The organism is Blastopirellula marina (genome assembly GCF_002967765.1).
Lineage (GTDB): Bacteria > Planctomycetota > Planctomycetia > Pirellulales > Pirellulaceae > Bremerella > Bremerella marina_A.
Genome location: NZ_PUHY01000012.1, coordinates 361,977 through 383,687 on the forward strand (window position 1 = coordinate 361,977; position 21,711 = coordinate 383,687).

20 protein-coding genes are annotated in these 21,711 nt (G+C 54.0%); 12 read left to right on the forward strand and 8 right to left on the reverse strand.

Translation table 11 applies throughout. The annotated features are described in order from the left end of the window. Position 1 precedes the first annotated feature (1 nt). Positions 2 to 625, reverse strand: a complete 624-nt coding sequence (locus C5Y83_RS17785) for a hypothetical protein (RefSeq protein ID WP_146117818.1) — start codon at positions 623 to 625, stop codon at positions 2 to 4. Between the two features lie 104 nt (positions 626 to 729). Next, positions 730 to 3,459, reverse strand: a complete 2,730-nt coding sequence (locus tag C5Y83_RS17790; RefSeq protein ID WP_105331107.1) for a hypothetical protein — start codon at positions 3,457 to 3,459, stop codon at positions 730 to 732. A 254-nt stretch (positions 3,460 to 3,713) separates the two neighbouring features. Here C5Y83_RS17790 and C5Y83_RS17795 point away from each other — a divergent pair, with 254 nt between their 5' ends. After that, positions 3,714 to 4,013: a transcriptional regulator gene (locus C5Y83_RS17795; protein WP_105331108.1), complete on the forward strand. Its 300-nt coding sequence runs from the start codon at positions 3,714 to 3,716 to the stop codon at positions 4,011 to 4,013. A 170-nt stretch (positions 4,014 to 4,183) separates the two neighbouring features. Here C5Y83_RS17795 and C5Y83_RS17800 read toward each other — a convergent pair whose 3' ends face one another. Together C5Y83_RS17800 and C5Y83_RS17805 are read right to left on the reverse strand one after the other, a co-directional pair. Further along, the gene (locus tag C5Y83_RS17800; protein ID WP_199195067.1) at positions 4,184 to 4,603 is read right to left on the reverse strand and encodes a carboxypeptidase regulatory-like domain-containing protein; all 420 of its coding nucleotides are present in this window, start codon (positions 4,601 to 4,603) and stop codon (positions 4,184 to 4,186) included. Between the two features lie 62 nt (positions 4,604 to 4,665). Next, complete coding sequence (locus tag C5Y83_RS17805; RefSeq protein WP_105331109.1) at positions 4,666 to 5,679, reverse strand: DUF1559 domain-containing protein; 1,014 nt, start codon at positions 5,677 to 5,679, stop codon at positions 4,666 to 4,668. Between the two features lie 558 nt (positions 5,680 to 6,237). On the opposite strand from C5Y83_RS17805, the gene C5Y83_RS17810 reads away from it, so the two are divergent. From C5Y83_RS17810 to asnB, 3 genes are all read left to right on the forward strand, one after another. Further along, positions 6,238 to 6,732: a glutathione peroxidase gene (locus tag C5Y83_RS17810; RefSeq protein WP_199195096.1), complete on the forward strand. Its 495-nt coding sequence runs from the start codon at positions 6,238 to 6,240 to the stop codon at positions 6,730 to 6,732. A gap of 67 nt (positions 6,733 to 6,799) precedes the next feature. After that, a complete protein-coding gene (locus tag C5Y83_RS17815) occupies positions 6,800 to 7,390 on the forward strand; it encodes a MarR family winged helix-turn-helix transcriptional regulator (RefSeq protein WP_233207272.1) in 591 nt (196 codons plus the stop codon). Positions 7,391 to 7,488: 98 nt separating this feature from the next. Continuing rightward, positions 7,489 to 9,411 carry an asparagine synthase (glutamine-hydrolyzing) gene (gene asnB, locus C5Y83_RS17820; RefSeq protein ID WP_105331111.1) on the forward strand — a complete coding sequence of 641 codons (1,923 nt, stop codon included), beginning with the start codon at positions 7,489 to 7,491 and terminating at the stop codon, positions 9,409 to 9,411. A gap of 4 nt (positions 9,412 to 9,415) precedes the next feature. On the opposite strand, the gene C5Y83_RS17825 is transcribed toward asnB, so the two are convergent. Both C5Y83_RS17825 and C5Y83_RS17830 read right to left on the reverse strand, forming a co-directional pair. Further along, on the reverse strand, positions 9,416 to 12,127 hold the full coding sequence (locus tag C5Y83_RS17825; RefSeq protein WP_146117819.1) for a hypothetical protein: 2,712 nt from the start codon (positions 12,125 to 12,127) through the stop codon (positions 9,416 to 9,418). A gap of 139 nt (positions 12,128 to 12,266) precedes the next feature. Beyond that, positions 12,267 to 12,911, reverse strand: a complete 645-nt coding sequence (locus C5Y83_RS17830; RefSeq protein ID WP_105331113.1) for an RsmD family RNA methyltransferase — start codon at positions 12,909 to 12,911, stop codon at positions 12,267 to 12,269. Positions 12,912 to 13,002: 91 nt separating this feature from the next. Here C5Y83_RS17830 and C5Y83_RS17835 point away from each other — a divergent pair, with 91 nt between their 5' ends. The 6 genes from C5Y83_RS17835 to C5Y83_RS17860 all read left to right on the forward strand — a co-directional run bounded on the left by C5Y83_RS17835 (position 13,003) and on the right by C5Y83_RS17860 (position 17,882). Beyond that, positions 13,003 to 13,218 (forward strand): hypothetical protein, encoded by a 216-nt coding sequence (locus C5Y83_RS17835; protein ID WP_105331114.1) that lies wholly within the window; start codon positions 13,003 to 13,005, stop codon positions 13,216 to 13,218. 81 nt (positions 13,219 to 13,299) lie between these two features. Further along, the gene (locus C5Y83_RS17840) at positions 13,300 to 13,872 is read left to right on the forward strand and encodes a hypothetical protein (protein ID WP_105331115.1); all 573 of its coding nucleotides are present in this window, start codon (positions 13,300 to 13,302) and stop codon (positions 13,870 to 13,872) included. A 274-nt stretch (positions 13,873 to 14,146) separates the two neighbouring features. After that, positions 14,147 to 14,656 (forward strand): TadE/TadG family type IV pilus assembly protein, encoded by a 510-nt coding sequence (locus tag C5Y83_RS17845; RefSeq protein WP_105331116.1) that lies wholly within the window; start codon positions 14,147 to 14,149, stop codon positions 14,654 to 14,656. 55 nt (positions 14,657 to 14,711) lie between these two features. Further along, complete coding sequence (locus C5Y83_RS17850; RefSeq protein WP_105331117.1) at positions 14,712 to 15,194, forward strand: TadE/TadG family type IV pilus assembly protein; 483 nt, start codon at positions 14,712 to 14,714, stop codon at positions 15,192 to 15,194. A gap of 90 nt (positions 15,195 to 15,284) precedes the next feature. Further along, positions 15,285 to 17,162: a pilus assembly protein TadG-related protein gene (locus tag C5Y83_RS17855; protein ID WP_105331118.1), complete on the forward strand. Its 1,878-nt coding sequence runs from the start codon at positions 15,285 to 15,287 to the stop codon at positions 17,160 to 17,162. A gap of 234 nt (positions 17,163 to 17,396) precedes the next feature. Beyond that, entirely contained in the window at positions 17,397 to 17,882 is a 486-nt protein-coding gene (locus C5Y83_RS17860) for a DUF6960 family protein (protein WP_105331119.1), read from the forward strand. Positions 17,883 to 17,922: 40 nt separating this feature from the next. Here C5Y83_RS17860 and C5Y83_RS17865 read toward each other — a convergent pair whose 3' ends face one another. After that, the gene (locus C5Y83_RS17865; protein WP_158262400.1) at positions 17,923 to 18,867 is read right to left on the reverse strand and encodes an endonuclease/exonuclease/phosphatase family protein; all 945 of its coding nucleotides are present in this window, start codon (positions 18,865 to 18,867) and stop codon (positions 17,923 to 17,925) included. Between the two features lie 196 nt (positions 18,868 to 19,063). Next, positions 19,064 to 19,549, reverse strand: coding sequence for a hypothetical protein (locus C5Y83_RS17870; protein WP_158262401.1), 486 nt, complete (start codon positions 19,547 to 19,549; stop codon positions 19,064 to 19,066). 178 nt (positions 19,550 to 19,727) lie between these two features. Between C5Y83_RS17870 and C5Y83_RS17875 the strand changes: the two genes are divergently transcribed. Both C5Y83_RS17875 and C5Y83_RS17880 read left to right on the forward strand, forming a co-directional pair. Continuing rightward, a complete protein-coding gene (locus C5Y83_RS17875; protein ID WP_105331122.1) occupies positions 19,728 to 20,468 on the forward strand; it encodes a sensor histidine kinase in 741 nt (246 codons plus the stop codon). Between the two features lie 166 nt (positions 20,469 to 20,634). Next, positions 20,635 to 21,708, forward strand: coding sequence for a PP2C family protein-serine/threonine phosphatase (locus C5Y83_RS17880; RefSeq protein ID WP_158262402.1), 1,074 nt, complete (start codon positions 20,635 to 20,637; stop codon positions 21,706 to 21,708). Positions 21,709 to 21,711: the final 3 nt, after the last annotated feature.

Sequence of the window (21,711 nt, forward strand, 5' to 3'; positions counted from 1 at the left end):
CTTACATGATCCGAATGATATCGGTCCATTGTTGCTTCTGTTCTACCAGAATCTGACCGAGCGGATTATCGTCGTCCGCGCAGCAAACTAAACCAATCAGATAGCCAGTTCCCTGATAATCGACGCGTCCCGACACGGCCGTCCACGGAGTCCCTTCACCATGATGCCCTGGCAAGTTGGCTTGCGTGAAAAAGCGTTGTGAGAAGCCACGTGTGCTCATCTGACCTGGCCAACGGTAAACATCGGGACGATGAGCACGAACAACCGCCATCATCTGCGGAAGGAAATGTTCCATCAAACCACGAAGGGTCTCTTCGCTGATCATATCGTGTCCGCGGCCTGCCTGCGCAACGACAATTGCCACAATCCTTACCGGCACGTTATAAATCCGTACCTCCGGTCCCAATAACGACTTCGGGCCAGAAGGAACCATCGGGTCGATGGCGATTTCAACCGGTTCGACTTCCGGCGGAAGATCCTTCTTTGGTAGCACGTACAGATAGACGATCACGCCCACGACAACGAGCCCGATCACCAATCCCAGCAAAATCGGCGAGATCACTTGTCCCACAAGAACGAGCATTGGAAATGACAAGTCGAAGTTGGCCATCATAGTCCTAGGCAAGCCGTTCGTCGGTCGAGGATGTCACGCAAAGGCAGCTATGCAAACGATCGTAGCGAATAGACACCGCTGATCGCAACTCCTGCGGAGAACAACGCGTGGCACAATTACGGCTGGATCGTCTGAAAACGATTATTACCGTTACCCGTATCGAGTCCAGGTGCGATCTCCGGTCCTCGAGCAGCTTCGTACATGTGGACGGTCACATCATCAAGAAAGACCTGACCGGTATCGGCTAGTTCGAACGTCAGCTGCATCGTATCGTTATTTCCGGTCGCCCGAATGAGCGTAAATTCGGTCCATTCGGCCGCTTCTTTGAGATGCAAACCGAGTTCGCGTCCGCCCAGCGAATCGTAAATCGCCACGCCTCCAGACTCGTCCGAAAGTCGTTGAGGAATGCGGATCCAACCTCGAATCAATACTAAGCGGTCATGCTCTAACTTCACCGGCGCACTATGAATCGCGATCGGCGCCTGCTCAGGTCGAGCATACAACCCTTGGGCGTCAGGTTTCACACGCATCGCCACTGCGTAGTTGCCGCTGTGAGGCTGCTGTGGCGTGAACTCGACCTCCGAGTCAAACCCTGGCTGTGGAGTTTTTACCTGAACCCAACCGCTGTTCAACAAGAACGTTGGATCTTCCATCTGGCCGCCAGGCAAGAGGTTGCCGGCTGGACGGAGATATTGCAAATTTCCCTGCAACCGCGATGCAAAAGGAATCAGGTCGTACGAGATCAGCGTAGGGTTCGTCAGCGGATACTCATACAGGGAAGCCCATTGTTGCCATTGCATCTTCTGTACGCGTGCTACTTTGTTTTCAGCCTGCATCGCCAGGCGATACGCCTCTTGAAGATTCTCCGCTTCGTACATTCGTTCAGCCTGACGCACTTCGGCCCAAGCCTGGTTGATGCCACGCGAGATGGCCGATGACTGGGTGGGGGACTCTAATGCACGGCGAACGCTCTCAGCCAAGTTGAACTCATGCTGGGCGATATCAATCCGCAGCTTCACCAAATTCACTCGGTTTCGCTCGCTGCGATTGATCAAGTCACGAATGACACGGCGATCTTGGGTAAGCACCACGAGCGAGACGTGCTCCATACGATCGAGATGAACTTGCATGTCTCCTAAGCCACGGCTTTGCTCGACCCAGTGAATGCCGGAATCGCCAATCAAATGCGCCTCGGCCGCCATCGGCACACCTCGCACGCTGACGGTAACCTTTCGCTCGGGAACCGGATCAATGACTAGGTGATCGTTCCGACCGGTTCGTACGGCGATTAAAAGAATAGCCGTATCCGTCGCCATGAGCGAAACATGGACGTTGGGATCGTTGCACGAAGCACCTTCCATGCGTCGACCGGCAGCGACCCAGGGCTGGATCAAATCAAGCCGACGATTGATCAGCTCCAATGCAAGCCCGCGCGCTGTATTCGCTGGATGTTCGGCATTGAGTGGCTCGTTGCTTTCAAACAGAACACCCCGAACGCCATTGGCAATCGCCAGGAAGGTTGCTTTCTCAAGTTGAACCGGCTGGAATCCCATCGGCACGCTCGACTGCTGTGCCAAAAGCGAAACTTGTCGCTGTGAGTTCGGGCTGAACTGGGTTGGGATAACCGCCCAGCGGATCGCATTGGGAGAAGCAAACAATCCCCACGATTGCATCCATTGGGCATAATCGGACAAAGACTGCGATGTCCCCAAGGTCGTTCGTCGGGTGGCGATCACATCGCTGTGCTGACTGAAATCGCGAATTCGGTTTTGCGTAATTGCCAAAATCGGTCGTGGTTTTGAACCATCAAGTAGTCGCAGATCAGACGCACGAATCGCAAAGTCGGAGAAGCCGTCTTCGCCACTGGTTACCGGAAGCTCCCAGGCCAACACGGCTGATTGATCGGCGGGCGAACGTTCTTCTGGCGGCGAACTGACGCTCCACATGTTGTAGCGAAGCAGTTCTTGTTGCAATCGCGGAGAAGGGGCCTGACTGGTTCGAATCGCGGTGAAGCCCAACTGCCGAAGCAGACCGAGCGGTTCGCCATTGTAGTCGATGATGCGTGGAACTTCCGGGTGATCGTTGACCTCGATCACCTGACCGTTGGTGGTTGAATCGGAACGCTGTGGAGCCAGCTGCACATTGACACCGGTCGTACCTGGCATCCCGCGAACTCCGCTGCTGGTCTCAGGACGCTGGGTCACCGTTGCCGTTTGCCCTACGTTCAGCATCCCTTCACCGTCCAGGTTATCGATCTGCACGTTGACGGGACCGGGCTTGGTATACAGGTTTAGCACGATGTAGTCGACGTACGCTTCGCGCGGATCGAACTCGGCACCATGCTCGCTTCGCAGGGCGGCCACTTGCTGACGAACTTGCGCATCGATGTCGCGAATTCCGATTGAAGACCAACGGTTGGGTTCACCATACCGATCACCGAAAACCAACGTCACGCGAGGTTGCCGGGTTTGAGGATCGATCGCCCGAGGAAAGACAACACGCGCCGCGACTTGAATCCCTTGTCGATCTGATTTGAGCCACACCGAATACTTGAGGTCGGTAACCACCCGCGCTGGCGGCACCGCGTGGCCGTAGTAAGCGTATGTACCAGGGCCACAGTGCAAACTGATCAATTCACTCGAGGCGCCCATATGAGAATCGCCCACTTTGCGTTCATGAGCAATTTGCGTAGCGCCAACGTCGTTAGGCATCTGAACCCAACTCGTTCGCGCGTTCTCGAAGTCGTCGATCACGTCGGCCAGCGCGCAGCGTGATAAGATGTCGCTTAAAAGCAACATCGCCACAATGGGAACGAGAATCTTGCTTGCCGCGTGACTGAATTGCACGCCCGGTGTTTCCTTATTACAACGCGATGTTTCCTCGGTCGTAAGTCGTGCTTGTACCGGGATTTAGAATCCAATTCCAGATCAATCATGGGGTAAAAATACAACATGTCGCCTTGCCACCACTTTTTCAAAGATTCTGCAAACCGTTTCATGGCAGCTACTTAGAACAAATCTGGCGTATGACAGCACGAACGTGGCACGGCGGGTGCAAATAATCGTGTCAGAAGCGAACATCACAATTGCGGAGAATCAACATGAGCCACGCCAACCAACCTATCGACGAACAAGCCGCCGCCCAAGAAGAATTGCCGAAGGACCTGGTCGAACTGGCGATCATGATCGCTAAGCTGCCAAGCGAGCACCGCGAAGTGCTGGAACCGGCCGTCAACAAGGTGATCGAGAACAGCCGACGTCGCCGTCGCATTTACACCTTGGTTCAAGAAGCATTGAGCCAGTTGCGGCTCGACATGAAGTACCTGATGTTCGACCTGGAAGCGACCCGTCGCGAACGAGACCAGTACAAATCGGAATCGGGTGGACACGACGAAGAATAATCGATTCGGTCTCACGCGAGTTTCGGAACTCCAACTCAGCGTGGCAATGTAACCCCGGCGGGAGTTTTTGCATTGCCACGCTTTTTCGTTGAAAGTAGCGACCCTCTTTTGTCGTCGCAGAAAATATCGCCTGCGGTTCCGTATTAATCCCAAGCTCCAAACGGGCGAATCTACTTCGACTCTAAGTCGAAATCGGCGACGTTTTCACCGTCAGCAGTCACCTCGAATTCCAATTCTGACTGATCGTTGTACTTCACCGGTACAATTTCAGGCACAGCCGCAACTGGCTCACCTTCCATGGTTTCGGTTGGTCCCTGAGCAGTTGTAATCTGAACTTTGTTAGGACCGATCCTGGCGCCTCTCTGGTTGCCGGTATAGTTTAACTCGTACTTTCCTTCTTCATCGGTAATCGCCCCAGACGGCCTCCCCTGGCCGGAAACAAACACCACCGTGGCGTTGGGTAATGGCTCTCCATCCATGGTCACGGTTCCAGTAACACCCACCACGTCAGGATCGCCACCTCCGCCACACCCGACGGCAAACGCAAGTCCGGCAAGAAGTGCGAAGTAAAAAACATTCACAGAACGCATCGAGATATCTCCTCGTAACAATTGATACAACATCTAGGGAAAACGCGGTTACGAGGTACCGGTTACTGCTGAGTAAATACTAACTTGTCTTCGATCGAGAACATGCGTTGGTACACACCATAGTTTGCACCACCGTTATTACGATCGAATGGATTACCGTTATTCCAGGCTGTCGCCGTGTGCTGAATGGTATCGCTAATAAATTTCACCGATCCATCGACAAAGCAGAATTGAGCCCCACCTGGATGCTGACTGCCGGCGGTGCGATGAGGCTGTGGATTTCCATCTGGTTGCGTCCAGTTCAGCGCCCAACGACCGTTGACCATCAGGCAGTTGGTCGCACCTTGAGCGTAGTCGACGATATCCTTCCCACAGTAAATACGTGATCGATTTCGACCGTTGTTGTCCATGTCCCAACGCGTTTCGGCAAGCATCGCGGTGTTGGTGGTGCCATCGATAATGTCTTTGAAGCCGGTTTCAAATCCTCGGTTAGTACGACCGAACACTCCATTAAAGCGAAGTCGGTTCGCGTTCTGATTCACCTTGTGATTCGACCATCCGTTGTAAGACGTACCGACGCCCTGGTAACTACTGGTCGCCGAATCAGGAATTGCTCCGTCCGTCCGTTGATCTGGCTTGGTATCGGAAGGGCAAGCGAAGATTGCCAGTGGGGTCTGACATACGACACGATTACCCGTGATCGTGTTTTCACCAGCCGGGTACCGTGGGTCAAAGCGATCAAACTGATTCCCTTGTTCGATGTACTCCAGAAGTCCGACAGCCCAACCAAAGCCTGTACCTCCCTTTTCGCTATTCGGATTGCCGTCGAAGTGTCCTTGATACTGATGACCTATGGGGAAGCTCTTGTAGGTATCGTGATAGTTGTGGAGAGCAAGGCCCAAGTTCTTCAAATTATTGCTGCAGCTCATACGCCGCGCGGCCTCTCGCGCTTGCTGAACCGCAGGCAACAACAAGGCAATTAACACCCCAATAATGGCAATTACCACTAACAACTCGACCAGAGTAAACCCGCGAGCCTGGCGCGCGGACCGCTGAGTGACTAAGATCTGGTGCATGAGAATCCTCCCCAGATAACAAGAAAAAGTGATGATGGAAATGAGAAAAGGGATCCAAGACCACTCTGCCTTGGATCAATGCCAAACATCGATTAATGAAGATGAGTAAACCGCTAACACGGCCTTAGTGACTCGGTGATACCACCTACAAGGAGATACGTCAAACACCATTAGCGGTGTTACTATTATTTTGCATAAATAACACATTTACATTCGCAAACGTGGATCTTAATTCTCGCTTGGAGGCATTAGTTAGAAAAACTCGGCAATTGGCGAAGACTTTTACAGACGAAACGCTAGGTAGTGTGCTTCACTAGAGAGTGAAAGCCAAAAGAACTGGGAGCGGTTGAAGATCTCGATTGCTCCGGTGAGATTTGTTTCTTTCCTACGGTTAGGTCGGTACACTGGGATGGATGGCTGTTGGGACAACTATTTGTATCCCCAGTCCTACCGCCCCCATACCATTCCCCCCGCACATGTTGAGGAGTTTCTCTGATGAAATCGGTTCTGTCCGTTTTTGCTTCGCTGGCTTTGGTTGCCGCGTTCTCGATTTCCGCAATGGCCGCAGAAGATGTCCTGAAGGGCGAAGTCAAATCCTTGGAAGGCAAGGAAGTCGATCTTTCACAGTACAAAGGTAAGGTCGTGATGATCGTGAATGTCGCCAGCAAGTGCGGCAAGACGCCTCAATATGAGCCACTGCAAGCGCTGTACGAACAATACGGTAAAGAAGGCTTTGTTGTCCTTGGCTTTCCATGCAACCAGTTCCGCGGCCAAGAACCTGGCACCGCCCAGGACATTCGTACGTTCTGCACCGAACAATACGGTGTGACCTTCCCGATGTTCGAGAAGATCGAAGTCAACGGTGACGGGACGACTCCGCTGTACTCCAAACTGAAAAGCTTCGACAAAGATCCTGGCGACGTGAAATGGAACTTCGAGAAGTTCCTGATCGGTCGTGACGGGGAAGTGGTTGCTCGCTTTCGCACGCCAGTCGAACCAGACGACACCAAGGTTGTGAAAGCAATTGAAGCTGAATTGAAGAAGAAAGACTAGGCAATCAAGTTCTTCAACTTGACTGCATCTCTGACATCGAAAGCCGCTAACTCAGGTTAGCGGCTTTTTGATTGAGTTGCCCACCCTCGGCGGCATTTCTGGTAATAATAAGGATGTCCCCCACGCTCTGACTTCTTCGCAGGAAGGTTCCAACGTTTTGCCTGAATCGATTCTTCAAAAGCAACTTAAGAAAGAGCAGCCGTTCGAGTCGCTCGAGTTGGAGACGTTTCTGAATTTGTTGCGAACGCACAACATGGTCGCCGCTGCGCCGGGCCGGCTCATGAAGCGGCATGGACTTTCCAGCGCGCAGTACAACATTTTGAAGATCCTCGATTCCCACCACGGGGAAGGCCTTCCCTGTTTGGAAATTGTCCAGCAAATGGTAACCCGTGTTCCCGACATCACACGCCTGGTCGACCGCCTGGCCGAAGCGCAATTAGTCGAACGAAATCGCAGCGAAAGTGATCGACGGGTCGTGATGATCAGCATCACGCAAAAAGGACACGAGTTGGTAGAGACGATTCGCGAACCGCTGATCGAAATCCATCGTCAAAACCTTGCCCACATGACTGAGGAAGAGCTTTCGCAGTTGAACCAACTGCTAGTCAAAGCGCGGGCCAGGGCGGAAGCGACGCCCCTGAGTGACGGTCCGGAATAATACCGCCGCAGTCCGTTTGTGTCCCAAACAGGTCTGCCCTATGATTGCTCTTCTCGTCTCTGCTGACACCTTGAACCACTCACTCAGATCGACAATCCATGTGTGGCATCGCCGGAGCATATTGGACCAATCCGCACCACGAGGTGAGTGCCGAAGTGCTGAAGCGGATGACCGACAGCCTTGCCCACCGTGGGCCGGATGATTCCGGCATCTATCAGCGTCCTCAGCAAGAGCATGGCCCATACGGCATTGTCCCTGGTATCGGTCTGGGGCACCGACGGCTGTCGATCATCGACTTGGCAGGCGGGCATCAACCGTTGGCCAACGAAGACGAAACCGTGTGGACCGTTTTCAACGGCGAGATCTTTAATTTCAAATCGCTGCGTGCTCGACTCGAAGGGGCAGGGCACACCTTCCGAACCGATTCCGACACCGAAGTTATCGTCCACCTATTCGAAGATGAAGGAGTCGATGCGTTTCGCCACTTCAACGGCATGTTTGCGATCGCTGTCTGGGATCAGCGTCATCGGCGGATCGTTTTAGGACGTGATCGCCTTGGACAGAAACCACTCTACTTCCGCGTACAAGACGACCAACTTCTTTTTGGCAGCGAACTGAAAGCCATTCTTCAAGTTCCCGGCGTACCACGCGAAGTAGACCCTGGGGGAGTCGATGCTTATCTAACATACCAATACGTTCCCCACCCGCGCACGATTTTCAAAGGGATTCACAAACTTCCGCCGGGCTGTTACCTGACGTTTGATGGTCAGAAGCTGGAGGTTATTTCGTATTGGAACCCTGATTTCGCCCGCGAAGAAAACCTGTCGCTCGCCGATGCGAAAGCAGAACTGTTGGAACTGTTTACCGATTCAGTTAAATTGCGGCTGCAAGCCGACGTTCCTCTAGGTGCGTTTCTTTCCGGCGGGATCGATTCGTCGCTGGTGGTTGCCACGATGAAACAGCTTACCGATCAACCAGTGAAGACCTTCTCGATTGGATTCCCTCAGAAAGACTACGACGAAACCAGCTACGCCCGAACTGTCGCCGAACACTTAGGGACCGAACATCACGAATTTCAAGTCACGCCCGACACGATTGAGATTCTGCCTAAGTTGATCCATCACTATGACGAACCGATGGCCGATAGCTCGGCGATTCCTACCTGGTACGTCTCGCAGATGACGCGTGAGCATGTCACCGTCGCACTCAGTGGTGACGGTGGTGACGAACTGTTCGCTGGGTATGATCGCTATAAAGCGGTTCGTCTGGCCGCAATGGTCGACAAGCTGGGTCCTTTCGGTCGCTTGGCTTCGCGGATCGGGATGAACGTCTTACCGGCTGGCGGTCCACAAAAGTCAATTCTGCGTCGCGGCTATCGCTTTGCCGAAGCGATGTCGCTCAGCCCGGCGCGGCGTTATCTCGATTGGATCAGCATCTTCAACGAAACGCGTCGGAGCGACCTGTACGAGGACGCATTCGTGTCTCAGCTCCCCGATTCCGATCCTTACACCTTCCTCTACAACGCATGGAAAAAAGTGGGGCGGCGTGATCCAATCAGTGCGGCTTCTTTAGCCGATCTGACGACTTACTTGCCTTGTGATTTGAACACGAAAGTCGATATCGCGGCGATGGCTAATGCTCTGGAGTGCCGCCAACCGTTCCTGGATTATCGCTTGGCGGAGTTTGCGATTCGTTGCCCTGCGAAATGGAAGTGGCGTGGCGGTCGAGGGAAATTCCTTCTGAAGCATGCCTTTGGTGATCGCTTGCCCAAAGTCATTTGGAACCGTAAGAAGATGGGCTTTGGTGTGCCGCTGAATACCTGGTTCCGTGGTCAGCTGAAAGAGATTTTGCACGATACGCTACTTTCAGAAACCGCCATGAGCCGCGGCTACTTCCAGCCAGAAGGCGTGAAGCTGCTGCTCGAAGAACATGACAAGAACCAGTTTGATCACAGCGCCCGATTATGGGCCCTGTTAGTCCTGGAACTCTGGCATCGCGAATGGGTCGATGGCCACGCTTAAGAGGTTAGCGTGCCGTATTCTCGGGTTCATCTGATACGCGGTAATCGTTGACTGCAGATGCTTGCCGAGTCGCTTTCGGCCCCAACGAAACGGCCATCCACCCTTCATGCAGCGCGAGCTGATTGATTCCGAAGGTTGTCAAACGCTCGTCGCTACCGGCTCCTTCTGGGAACAATGGGATCTCGTGCTTCTTCGAGAGCACCTTGAGGAACACGGCTCGCAATGCGATTTGATCGCGGAAGCCGAGTCGCTTCCCTTTTAAGAAGACCGTACTTTCGCGCACGATCTTGGCATCCCAGTCCATGCTGGTTGGACTGTAGAGTGCGGAGACTTCGAGATCTTCCCAGGTATTGTCACCGACCTGAAGTGAATCAAGTCGTAGGGTCAACTGGGCCTGGCCATCGCGGAATTCGACGCGAATCGGGTCGTGCGCATCGAAGGTAAATCTGACTTCGGTCGGCAACTCGTCATCCGCTTGCTGCCGAATGGCAGGGAACCGTGTGCTGATTTCGCGGAGAAATTCATGCGGTGTCAGTTCGCGTCCCCCCAGACGAAGCTGGCGGATCATGTTATTGATACCGCTTTGATGCAGCTGAACGCTCAGGACGCTATCGATTGGGCTACTCGGTCGTGGTGTGTGGGCAGCCAACTGCTTCGTGCCAGCTCCGCGGAATCGGCCAGCAATACTACGGTTGCCGGTGTTCAAATCGACAATCGACGGTTCCAAGCCGACACGCACCAGCGGCTCGATTACATTGACGTACAGCTTATCCTGCCACTGCTGAACCTTGGTATTCAATTGATCGTTTAACTCCGTCTCGGCCCGTCGACGTACGCGGGTTTCGACTTCGGCTTCGGCGGCATACTTCTTTTCTTCCGTTTGCCCACGAGCCACATTCCGTACGAGCGATCCAATCAGGGGAATGCCGTCGAAATCACTTTGTAAGTCATCCACGCTGGTCGTCGTTTCCGCTTTGGCAACAGCCGGAGAGACCCAGAAGCCCTTCGCGTTCACTACAACCTGCTTCGCGGCATGGTACCTCGATCGTCCTCGATTGAAGATCGTAACCGGGCCGCTGTGGCTGGACGTACGACTGTCGACGGCCCCGAGTACTTCGAGTTGCACGCGCCACTGCTGATTATCCGGAACCGGGCGAACATGCAGACGAGTCACGCTGCGACTGCGACCACGTACCCGCGCACCCAAGATAAAGTCATCGACCGCCTCATCTTCCGGACTAAGCTCTGGCATGAAGGCCTGCATGAAGTTCTGACTGACCTCAAACCGCGCGTTGGCATTGCGGTAGGTATGATCGATTAGTTGGCCATATTCGACGATCTCAGGCTGAGCATGATGCTGCAACAAGTTCGCTTCCTGAGCGATCTGCCGGGCATCGACAGCCGATTCTTGGTACTCGTAACGTTCGATCACCGCGAGTGTTTGCTCGGGATTGAACTCGATTCCGAGCCATGGGCGAAGCGACTCGGCCAAATTCAAGAATGCTGGCTGCGAAAGCAACTCTTTCTGAGCCTCATCGAATTCCGTCCCTTCCAGGCGAGCCAATACCTGACTAGCGACTTCTTGCATCTCTTGGGGCGACGCGTTTGAATCCATCGCTTGGTGCAGTTGCTTGAAGCGAAGATAATCGCTCCAACTGAGCAGTTGCCCACCATCTCGCAGAATGGTTTCCGCCGCTTCCAAACGTTGTCGCAAATCGCCTAAGGTCATAGGCGATGCGTAACGAGGGGCTCCGCTTAGGATGATCGCGTGGGCCTGATTCCATAAATCTAGCCGGCGAATCAACGCGTAATACGTTTGTGTGAGATCGGTCCGTTCCCAGCCCAGGCTGAGGTGTTCGACCATTGGCACGGCTTCCGCGGTCACCTCTTCCAACTGCTGCAGATAGGCCGTGGCTTGGTTGGTACCGATTGTCGAGTTCTTACGAAGTTGCCCAACAAGCGTTTTCACGCTGGCTGCCCACGCCTTCGTCTCTGGATAGGAATCTAAGCGTTTCAGCATCGCATCCAGCTGCGGTGTCTTCGGCCAGTTGAACGTCGTAGCCTGAGCTGCTTGCGCGGGCGGAACCATCGTCGGTGGTTCGAGCGCTGGCAGATTTTGAATCGCACTGGGCGGCTCGTCGGTAACGCGATACAGCTCGCTTTGGTTGCGCGTATCCGGCTTGTACGAAATCAGCGGCATCCGTTCCAGAGCTGGCAACGTCTTCGAGAGAGGCAGTGGCAGATGAATCGTCGGATCGCGCCAGGGATTCACCTCGACAGGGGGAAGCAATCCAGTATCGCCGGCGTTAAGAAGCGGAGCCGGCTCCACCTTTTCTTCGATTGGCTCGTCGAGTTCTTCGCTGGGTTGTGCAGGACTAATGACCGGCAGCAGCATATCACGAATGGACTGAACTGCTTTGGGAAGGTTTTGATGCAGTCGTCGCAGGTCGGGCATCGCATACCCGGGAGAGGCTTCAGCAGGATCGGCCTGAGCTTGAGGCTCGGCGGAAGTCGTTCCCTTGAGCTTCTCAAGCGGTAAGAACTGCTTCTGCGCAGCTGGCTCGAGAGGCAGCAACTTCGGTACGCCAGAGTCCTCACGCGGAGTCTCGGGAGGCGCAGCCGTTATCGATGCCGTTTGCCAGGCAGTAATCACGAATGCCACTACGAACCAAACGCGATATCGCGACTTGGTTTTTGTCCACCTTGTATTCTTCACGCTCAAGAAGTGCCCGGGGAAAGTCGATCGCACCCTGAAACCGTAATAAGCCGTCTCTTCCCTACATCGGTTACGATCGGGGCAAAACTAAACTCGGAGTTTCAAGATCGCGCTGCTAGCAAGGTGGATGCTTAGCAAGCTACTCTTTTTCGCCGACTCGATAGATCCCCACATGGGCTGGCGAATAGACGCGAACGTCCCAGTTTTCCGCGTCTGGCAGATTGGCGCCATCAAACTGGCTGTCGAATTCGACGATCAGCACGCTGTCAGCTGGCGCCTTCTCGATCAGCGTGCGAATCTGCTTGTCCATCTCTTCAGCCCGCGACACGAAGAACTCGTAAGGGGGGCAAATGAAGACAACCCAAGGTGTCTGCGGCAGCTTAGGAAGTTCGTTCTTTACCCAGATAAACGAATTGTGGGCATAGATCGTGACCTGATCGACGAGTTCGAGTGCTTCGGCGTTGGCCCGAATCAGCTTTGAGGTGGGAACATGCCGCTCGATCAGGTGAGCTCCGGTTGCCCCGCGGCTAATCGCCTCTAACCCGAGTGCTCCGGTACCGGCAAATAGGTCGATGGCCAGCTTCTCTTTGATGGAAGGTCCAATCAAATTGAAAACTGCTTCTCGTACCCGTTCTTTCATGGGACGCGTACGGACGTCGCCAGAATATTCGATCCGCTTGTTCTTCAATTGCCCGCCAATAATCCGCATCGGGGCATCGACCACCGGTTGTTGGGGTGGGTTACCACGGTTCGGTTTACGTTTGGACGAAGGGCGTTTGGCCATTGAAGGACTACATTTGAGGGAAAGACGCAGAATGAACAAGCGTTTATAGTACCATGCATGCCCCTAACTCGAACCCCCTAACGCTGCGACCATGAACGAAGAGAAACGAATTGCCATCGACCGCTGGCGAAAACGCCAAATCTATTGCGTGGCGACCGGGAACATCGCGGCGATCGTCTTTTTGATCGGCGTAGCGACGAACTGGCTTCCTTTGGTGGGCATTGGGGCAGGGGTGTTTGTGATCTGCCTGGCAGGAATTCTCGGGGCAGGGGTCATCACCGCGCGGATCGCCCGCTCGTCCACCTGATCGCTTGCAAGTAAGTCGAAAACGGGAGATGATGAGTCGATCCCTGTCTATTTTCTCAATCCCCATTTAGGCGATTGTTCTATGTTGCGTCTTGCTCTTCTTTTTTCGTTGACCATTTTCTTAGCTGGCTGCACTCAACCGATCGAGCCGTTGGACAAACCCGACACGGCAAGCAGTTCCCCAGCTGCGGAAACGACCGACTCTCCCAACCGCGATTCGGAACCCATGGCCGACGCTCCGATGGAAGAAAGCCCAGCGGAACAGCCGGCGCCGGAACCAACCCCAGAACCGAAGCCCAAGAAGGGGGTCATCCATCAAACGACCGACCAGGTGGTCGACGCCAAAGAGTGGCTGAAAAAGCAAGGAATCGAAGGGAAGGATGGCGACATTGAAGGAGTCGATCCTTTCAGTCGCGCCGCTTCGAGCTATTTCACCTTGGCGGCTCAGGCGAGCACACTTGGTTTGCAATCGGCCGTAAAGAACTATCGCGCTTTGAACGATCGCTATCCGACCTACGAAGAGTTCATGCAAATGATGCGGGAGAATCGAATCGAGTTCGCCAAGCTGCGATGGTATGAAATCTACGGCTACAACGAAGACACTGGCAAGATATTGGTGCTGGTCGATTCCGTTGCCAAAGAGGAAGGCCCATAACGTACCGAGCCACAGCTTCTTACGAAGTGCCCATCACACAGATCGGATGTGATGGGCTAAGCTTTAATTTTTCTCGGCCGCGCCCCACTTCTCTTAAAAGTGGAAAAAATCTTCCCGCGCCGCTGGATCTGTGACCTAGGCTTTCGTTAGTAACCAATCCGTTCTCTCTTATACGTCGCGATAGGTCGACGCATCGGAATTCGGAAGGGTTATTACGGAACCTAATCTAACCGACTTATCCGCGGAACCTCCGCACGAAGGAAGAGGACTCGCCATGTGGCGGCAGCGTCGCAATTCGCGTTTGGTATCTTCACCCCGATCGCATAAATCATGGGGCAAGCGAACCGGCGCGACGATTGTCGAAACTGCAATCGTGATGCCGGTTTTTTTCATGTTTGTGTTCGCGATCATCGAATTTGGCCATGCCATCATGATCAACAACGTGATGAAAAATGCCTGCCGCACCGCTGCTCGCTGGGGATCCGCAACTGGGGCAACCACGGCCGAAGTCGAACAATACGCCAGAGATCGAATGGGGGGCGCGGTGGACACCACGCTCGTCAATTTGCAGATCAAAGATGCCAGTCAATTCGACACGGGAGGCGATCCGCCGACCACGTTGGATGACTTTAATAATATGCCCGATATCGAATTAGAAGATGCCGAACCACGACAACTTTTCATGGTACGGGCTTCCATTCGGTATGGGGACGCTTCCTTGATACCACAACCTTGGTTAGGAAATGTCCTGCTCAGCGGCGAGACCTTCACACGCCATGAATAGGCACCTCACGCGGTAAACGCGTTTTTATAAAGTTCCTGAAACGAAACGTAGTGCCATGTACTTCTTTCAACGAAGACGCTCTGACGAGAAACGCCGCGGGACGGCGACGGTGGAATTCGCCGTGATCGCCCCGGTGTTCTTAACGCTGATTCTGGGAATGCTGGAAGCGAGCCGCCTGTTCAACACCTATGGACAACTCGCTCAAGTAGCCCGCGATGGAGGTCGCTTGGGCGCGATGGACCGTTCCGATTGGGTCACCAACGGAATTCGCTCGAACGACAAAATCATCTCGGACATTCGCAACAGCTTGACAGCCGCTGGATATGATCCAGAAAAGCTGGAAATCGCTATCGAACCCGCGGGGCAACCCGGGGAATCTTTTGACTTGGACGATCCTGTAAACGATCTCGACCTATTTCAGGTACGTATCTCGGTACCGTTTTCCGAGGTAGCGGCTATGCCCGTACCTAGCGACTTGGACTATTCACTGTCCAGTACGGTAACCTTCCGTAACACCAAGTCGACGATCGTACAGTAACTCTTCTTTTCGCTGTCCAAGATCCGCACTTCCCACGATTTGGCAATTCCCGGGATTGCCTTGAATTCCCCGGGAGAGAGAGAGCACATCATGTTTGGCAAGTCACACACTCCGAAAGGGCAACGGCACAACCGCCGCGGTGTTTTCATCGTCCTCGCATCGATCATCATGATCGTATTGTTTGCGTTTCTTTCTTTGGGGCTCGACACCGGTTTGATCTCCTTGGAACAAACACGTCTGCAAAACGCTGTCGACTCCGCTGCGCTGGCCGCCTCACAGGAAATCACATCCTCGGTGCATGCCGCCGGTACCGACGGGGCCGATCCGAACTCGATCGCCGTCGAACAAGCCAAAGCGATGGCCGTGGACGTGGCCCAGCGCAACGGTGTCTACATCGATCCCGCCAAAGACATCATCTTCGGTAAGCGAACCTACAACGAGGGCACCGGCGAATGGGACATCGCTTGGAATGCAGAGCCTTACAACGTGGTGAAAGTGGTCGCTCGACGTGATCAGCCTGACATGTCTCTCCGCGACAGTAAACTCCCGTTGGCATTTGGTTGGGCCGTTGGCAAACCAACGATCGACCTGCGATCGGAAGCGATCGCGTTCGTCGAAGCTCGTGACATGGTGGTCGTGCTCGACTTCTCCGGTTCGATGAACGACGACAGTAAATACAGCGCGATCAGCCGCCTGGGGCAAGGACCGATCGAAGACAACATGACCGACATCATCAATGCGATGAACCCGAATCTTGGTGATTTGACGTTCGAGCAAGACTATCTGCGAATCGTGGGTAAACCGCCGACACGCGGATACGAACCTCAAATCGTGGTGACGTTCAAAGACCGAGAAGTCTATATCGAGTCTTCAAAAGATCTCTCGAACGTGGTGCTCGAGTTCGATAACGGCTACCACTACAAGTTCGATGGACTATCGGGTCGCACTGGTACCTTCCGCGGCGTTGGAGGCTACAACGGTCGCAAGATTGTCGGTTGCTGGGTCAAATCTGGTAGCAATGCCAGTGGAGATGGCCCTGGCTACGGCGAACGATTCCGCGACACGAACTCCGCAGTGAAAGCGGCCTTTGGTCTGGATAACATTCCTTATCCCTATCAGCGTGGAAGCTGGGACGAGTTCATCAACTATTGCCGCGACAACATCGATCCTAATACGGGTAATCGCCATAAGTTCGGCAAGCTGAACTACTGCGACTACCTTCTGAACCGACGTTATCATGGTTACGAAACCGAGGACTTCTGGAAGGCGCCGCATTACCCATTCCATGCCGTCAAGGAAGGCTTCTCGCTTTTCCTGGGCTTCCTGGAAGATCTCGACTTCGGCGATGAAGTGGGCATTGTGTCGTACGATGAAGCTTCACGTGTCGAACACACGCTAAGCGATGGCGGCACCTACGCCAGTTTGAACGGCGATTGGATATCGGATGACTACACAACGTTAAATACGATCCAGCGACATAAACAAGCGGCCCATTATGGCACATATACCGCGATGGGATTTGGTGTGAACGAGGCAGACGACCTGCTGAAGACACATTCGCGTCACGGAGCCCGACCGACCATCGTGTTGATGACCGATGGTAACGCTAACCGTTATCCGAGTGGCTGGAACCTTCCAGCTGATTGGAACTGGAATGAGTTGACCGACTACGACGGTGACGGCCAAGCCGACTACGTCACGTACGATCGCTCGAAGCAGTACGCAATTTGGGAAGCGGTGGAAGCCCACAAACGAGGCTGCACCATCCACACAATGAGCGTGGGTGCAAGTGCTGATCGCCAGGTGATGACAGCGATTGCCAATGCCTGCGGCGGGATTCACATCGCCGTGCCAGGTGGTGCCACAATCGCCGAACTGCAATCTCAGATGCTGGAAGCCTTCCGGCAAATTGCCGCCAAGGTTCCACCACCGCAATTGGTTTATGAGCTGAGCCAAGCCACGGAGTAATTCATTCGACTCGGATCGATCCTGCCTAGATGAGGGGGCGGGATCGATCTGTTTCGGAAGTCACTGCGACGTGTCCTGCAAGGTGGTTGTCGTGATGGTTCGCCTCGCGACAACCACCTTGTGTTATTTCTTGCCAACCGCTTGGCGCGTTATCATCTAGGAAGTGAGTCGTCATGCCTAAGCGGGCATTACGGTACGACATCTTTTGTGGACGAAACGCGAGAAGTAACTTCCATGTCCTCATCCGACGACGCGACACCCATTCGCCATAGCGAGGCTTTCCCTGTTCGGCCGCCTGTCAGCTGGGTAATCTTCCCCCATTGGCCGGAAGATGGCGATCACTGGATTCATCCCGATGATCGATCCAAGGCCGAAGGCTTGATCCCGAGTGACTTCATTTTTCGGCGAGAGTTGACCGACGACGACTGGTATATGCTTAGCTACGGGGACGTCCACATGAAGACACGTCCCGTGATGGTCGACGAAGTTCCCGAGCCGAAATTCAAGATGGGTGAGATCGTCGAGTTAGCCCATCAGTTTGAAGTCGACAAGATTGCGATCGGGACGATCTATGCGATTCGCTATAGCGAGTATCACCGCGAACCGCAGTACTATCTGATCCGTGGAGAATTGAAGAGCCAGAATGCCTACTTGGCGAAAGACCTTCGGCCGTACGAACCACCGAAGGAATTTCATGCCATGCACGAGTTTGAACCCTAGTCGTCCGGCCGCTGTTTGCGAACGCCACGCGACGGTCAAACTAGCGAGCGGTTGCTCCTGGTGCCGAGGCCAAAGGACCATTGGTGAACTCTCGATTGGCGAAGGTTGCCCAGACCGGTAGATGGTCGGAAACTTCGAGAGCTTGCTCTTCGGTCAGCTTAAACGCCGCCATCAAGTCGAGCACGCCAGCTTGGCCGCTGAATTCAACCGTATGGGCCTGATCAAAGACGATGTTATCGTAGCTTTCCGTCTTCCGCGTATTGGTTGGCGTCCCTTGCACCGTGGGATAAATGCCAGGGATCTTCCCCAGCAAACCGAGCTTGGTGTAGTCGACGTTCAAGTCGCCGAGCAGAATGACATCGTCTTCGGCCGGGTTCGCCTGACGAACGACTTCATACACCTCAGCTAGGGCGTCGAGCTCTTCATCGGTTTCATCCGGGTCGGTATGAATGTTAATGAGCGTGAACGAAAATGGCTGCCCATTCGCAACCCGCGTTCGAAACGAAGCAACATACGGTTCGCGATGCAGCAAATCGTTCGGATCGTTGATGGTGAAGTCGGTCTGCGGAATGAAGTCGATCGTTTCTGTGTTGTACAGAAACACGTACTGCTCTTTGCTGACCGAACGTCCCAGGCGTGGTCCAACCAGGGAGGCCCACTTGGATCCGTCGGCATTGATCATGTCGAGCCAACGCGGAATCACATCTTGTTCCTTGCTGCGCAGCTCCTGAACGGCGACCACATCGAACGTCTTCACCACTTGGGTCAACGTCTTCATCACCTCAGGCTTGTCCAACTTTGATTGACCAAAGACTTGGATATTGAAGCTGGCAATGCGAATCGAATCGCCAGCCGGCAAGGCAGCGGTCGGTGATGTCAGGGCGCCTTTGTCTGGCAATTGCTCCAACATCTGTTCGACGTTGCAACCGGTAGCAGCAAATAGACCTGCCAGAAAAGCCAAACACGACAGTATAAGTGCGCGCACGAGAAGCCTCCTTGCCATGTGCGGACGAGATTCGCAGGGGCAACTTGGCTCTCCTTAGCCAAACACCCTAAACAAGCGGGGCAACCTTAGCGAAAGCAGTACGATGCTACTAGAGGAATCGCTACGAAGATTCTGCAAAAGCGAAGTTACGGCAGGAATTCCGATGCCAGCCTTTCGCCAGTATGGCTAGCGGAACTTACCCTTTTGACAGGGCCTTGGTTGCCAGACGTGACGTGCGTGGATTCTGACTTTGCGCAGCTTGCTCAAGTGCTTGCTGCACTTCAGGCCCGGATGAGCCGATTTGATCGATGGCCCAGATCGCTCGATTTCGCACTTCGTCAGGCGTTGGTGCTGCGACGATCAACTCCGCCAACCGCTTAGAAACGGCAACATCGCGCGGTTTCAAACGCCCCACCAAAGTAACCGCCCAATATGCGGTCGCTTCTTCGGCGGAGAACATCCCCACCAAAGCGTCCAGTTCATCGCTCGAGGGAGGTCCCATTTCCTCTAGAGCGGCAGAAGCCCACTCCACGACTTGCTCGTCGGGGTCTGACGCCACACGACATAGCGGGATCACCGCCATTTTCGCCAGTTCAGGCTGCTTGGCACACGCCTCGGCAGCAGCCAAGCGTTTGCTTGCCTCCGCCGCACTAAGGTCTTGGATAATCTGAGAAGGTTCCAAACAGTTCTCCTTGAGAGATGGCATCAAAACGCCCGATTTGCAGAAAATAGTACATGTTTCCCAGATTGCGCTTATCACTCCACCCACATGGGGGTAACATGCATTCTGGGGGGGACCCTAACAAATCTCCCGCCTCGATCAATTTCCCAAAGCAACGATTGCCTAGGCATCTAGCAACATGGCTTCCAACTCACTTAAACCGCCGACTCCATCTACTTCGGATGCTTGCCCCGCCAAGTCACCGGGCCCCCAAGATAGTGGTCGCGATAAAATACCACCCCTCAGCGAGCAAGCCCAGGCCGATTTATGGCGTTACATCGAGCACCTGGAGAAGTGGCGGCAATCGATCGGCTATGAAATCCATGACGGACTAACGCAGCAGATCACGGCCGCATTGCTGTTCCTCGAGTCCTTCAATTTGGAGAAGCCCGATCCGACCGCATTGGAACGTTGTCAGGCTATCTTAGAAGAAGCCTTGGCCGAATCACGGCGTCTTATCCAAGGTCTGAATCCAAAGAGATTGGACGAGGAAGGGCTGAGTGCCGCGATCGACGAGTTCCTTCAAATACCTTCGCTTTCCAAATCGCAAATCGCCTTGGATATTGACGAGGATTTGCCGTCGATGCCGACATGGCAGCGAACTACGTTGTTCCGTTTTCTGCAGGAAGCGATCACCAACGCCCGCAAGCATAGCGAAGCAACTCGCATCGATGTCGCCGTGCACGCTTCCGCGAATACGATCTTGGCGACAATTCAAGACAACGGCATTGGCTTCGACACCCAGTCAGCCTCGTTCGTAAGTCGTGGACTGAGAAGCCTGCAACAGAAAGCCGAATTGCTAGAAGCGAAACTCGAGATCGATAGCGCGCCCCAGCAAGGGACCAAGCTGACATTGCGTTTCCATGTTGCGGTAACCTAAGATCGGCATTCATGATACGCACGCGGCCTACCTCCTTTTCCCGCGTCACGCTGTTCGACCCTACGCATTACCCACCTGGCTACCGTAATCCCTTCTTCCGGCCAGCCATCGCGTCAAGTCATTGCAACGGGCATGCACTCAGCCTTGAATGGGAAATCGCCACACTATGGCATTCACGATCGCTTTGGGACTTGCCGCTCTATTCCAGTTCGCCGCGGTAGTGCTGGCGCTACGATTGAACGCGATCTACCATCGTCGGTTCGCTTGGTTGTTTATCTCCGGAGCCGGAATCTTGATGGCGCTCTGGATAGGCACTAGTTTCATCAGTACGATTCGCCACCCACCAGAGTCGATCGTTTGGGACCTGACGCTTTGGATTCAGACGTTAGCGACGCTGTTGACTTCGATTCTGTTCTTCGCCGGGATTGCAACGATCGAACCCCTCTTCAAAGAGAATGAAGCTGCTCGGCAACTATTGGCCAGCGAAAATGCGGTTCTCAATCGCGAAGTTCAACATAGTCGCGAAGAAATGCAACTCGCGCATCGTGTCCAAGCAAACCTGTTACCACGTTCCGCCCCCAACATCGAATCGCTCGATATCTCTTTTCTCTCACGACCAGCGGAATGGACCAGTGGTGACTACTTCGATTTTGTCCAAATCGATGACCACTCGCTATTGGTCACCGTGGCGGATGTTTGTGGGCACGGGCTTGGGCCGGCACTATTAATGACCACATCCCGTTCCTACTTTCGTGGTATCGCACGCACGCAAGAACAAGTTCAACCTATCCTCACGACCTGGAATTCCGAAATCAGCGAAGACGTCGAAACGGGCGACTTCATCACGGCGCTGATCGTTCGCATCGATCTTGGTAAGCGGCAGATCGAATACTTGGGTGCCGGTCAAAACGGACTGATCATCCAGCCTGATGGGACCGCAGTTGAGCTCGAAAGAAGTGGTCCGCCGCTGGGCATTATCCCAGACTTCGCGTTTCCGAAACCAAACGATTTACCCCTGAAATCAGGGCAAATTATGGTCTTCTGTACAGACGGAATCCATGAAACGGTCGGGCGAGATGGCACGCAGTTCGGCATCCAGCGAATTTGTGACTTGATCACGCGAAATGCCAAACTTTCCGCAGAACAGTTGGTCAATCTGCTCGATCGTGAAGTCAGCCGATTCGCTGCCTCGCCGCGACCTCAGGACGATCTTACGGCGGTCATCATCAAGGTCGCGTAAACA

Bases quoted from the DNA above. Each gene is read 5' to 3' on its own strand.
- C5Y83_RS17795 (WP_105331108.1), top strand. From the start codon at position 3,714: ATGAGCCACGCCAACCAACCTATCGACGAACAAGCCGCCGCCCAAGAA.
- C5Y83_RS17800 (WP_199195067.1), bottom strand. From the start codon at position 4,603: ATGCGTTCTGTGAATGTTTTTTACTTCGCACTTCTTGCCGGACTTGCG.
- C5Y83_RS17805 (WP_105331109.1), bottom strand. From the start codon at position 5,679: ATGCACCAGATCTTAGTCACTCAGCGGTCCGCGCGCCAGGCTCGCGGG.
- C5Y83_RS17810 (WP_199195096.1), top strand. From the start codon at position 6,238: ATGGCCGCAGAAGATGTCCTGAAGGGCGAAGTCAAATCCTTGGAAGGC.
- asnB (WP_105331111.1), top strand. From the start codon at position 7,489: ATGTGTGGCATCGCCGGAGCATATTGGACCAATCCGCACCACGAGGTG.
- C5Y83_RS17830 (WP_105331113.1), bottom strand. From the start codon at position 12,911: ATGGCCAAACGCCCTTCGTCCAAACGTAAACCGAACCGTGGTAACCCA.
- C5Y83_RS17835 (WP_105331114.1), top strand. From the start codon at position 13,003: ATGAACGAAGAGAAACGAATTGCCATCGACCGCTGGCGAAAACGCCAA.
- C5Y83_RS17840 (WP_105331115.1), top strand. From the start codon at position 13,300: ATGTTGCGTCTTGCTCTTCTTTTTTCGTTGACCATTTTCTTAGCTGGC.
- C5Y83_RS17845 (WP_105331116.1), top strand. From the start codon at position 14,147: ATGTGGCGGCAGCGTCGCAATTCGCGTTTGGTATCTTCACCCCGATCG.
- C5Y83_RS17850 (WP_105331117.1), top strand. From the start codon at position 14,712: ATGTACTTCTTTCAACGAAGACGCTCTGACGAGAAACGCCGCGGGACG.
- C5Y83_RS17855 (WP_105331118.1), top strand. From the start codon at position 15,285: ATGTTTGGCAAGTCACACACTCCGAAAGGGCAACGGCACAACCGCCGC.
- C5Y83_RS17860 (WP_105331119.1), top strand. From the start codon at position 17,397: ATGTCCTCATCCGACGACGCGACACCCATTCGCCATAGCGAGGCTTTC.
- C5Y83_RS17875 (WP_105331122.1), top strand. From the start codon at position 19,728: ATGGCTTCCAACTCACTTAAACCGCCGACTCCATCTACTTCGGATGCT.
- C5Y83_RS17880 (WP_158262402.1), top strand. From the start codon at position 20,635: ATGGCATTCACGATCGCTTTGGGACTTGCCGCTCTATTCCAGTTCGCC.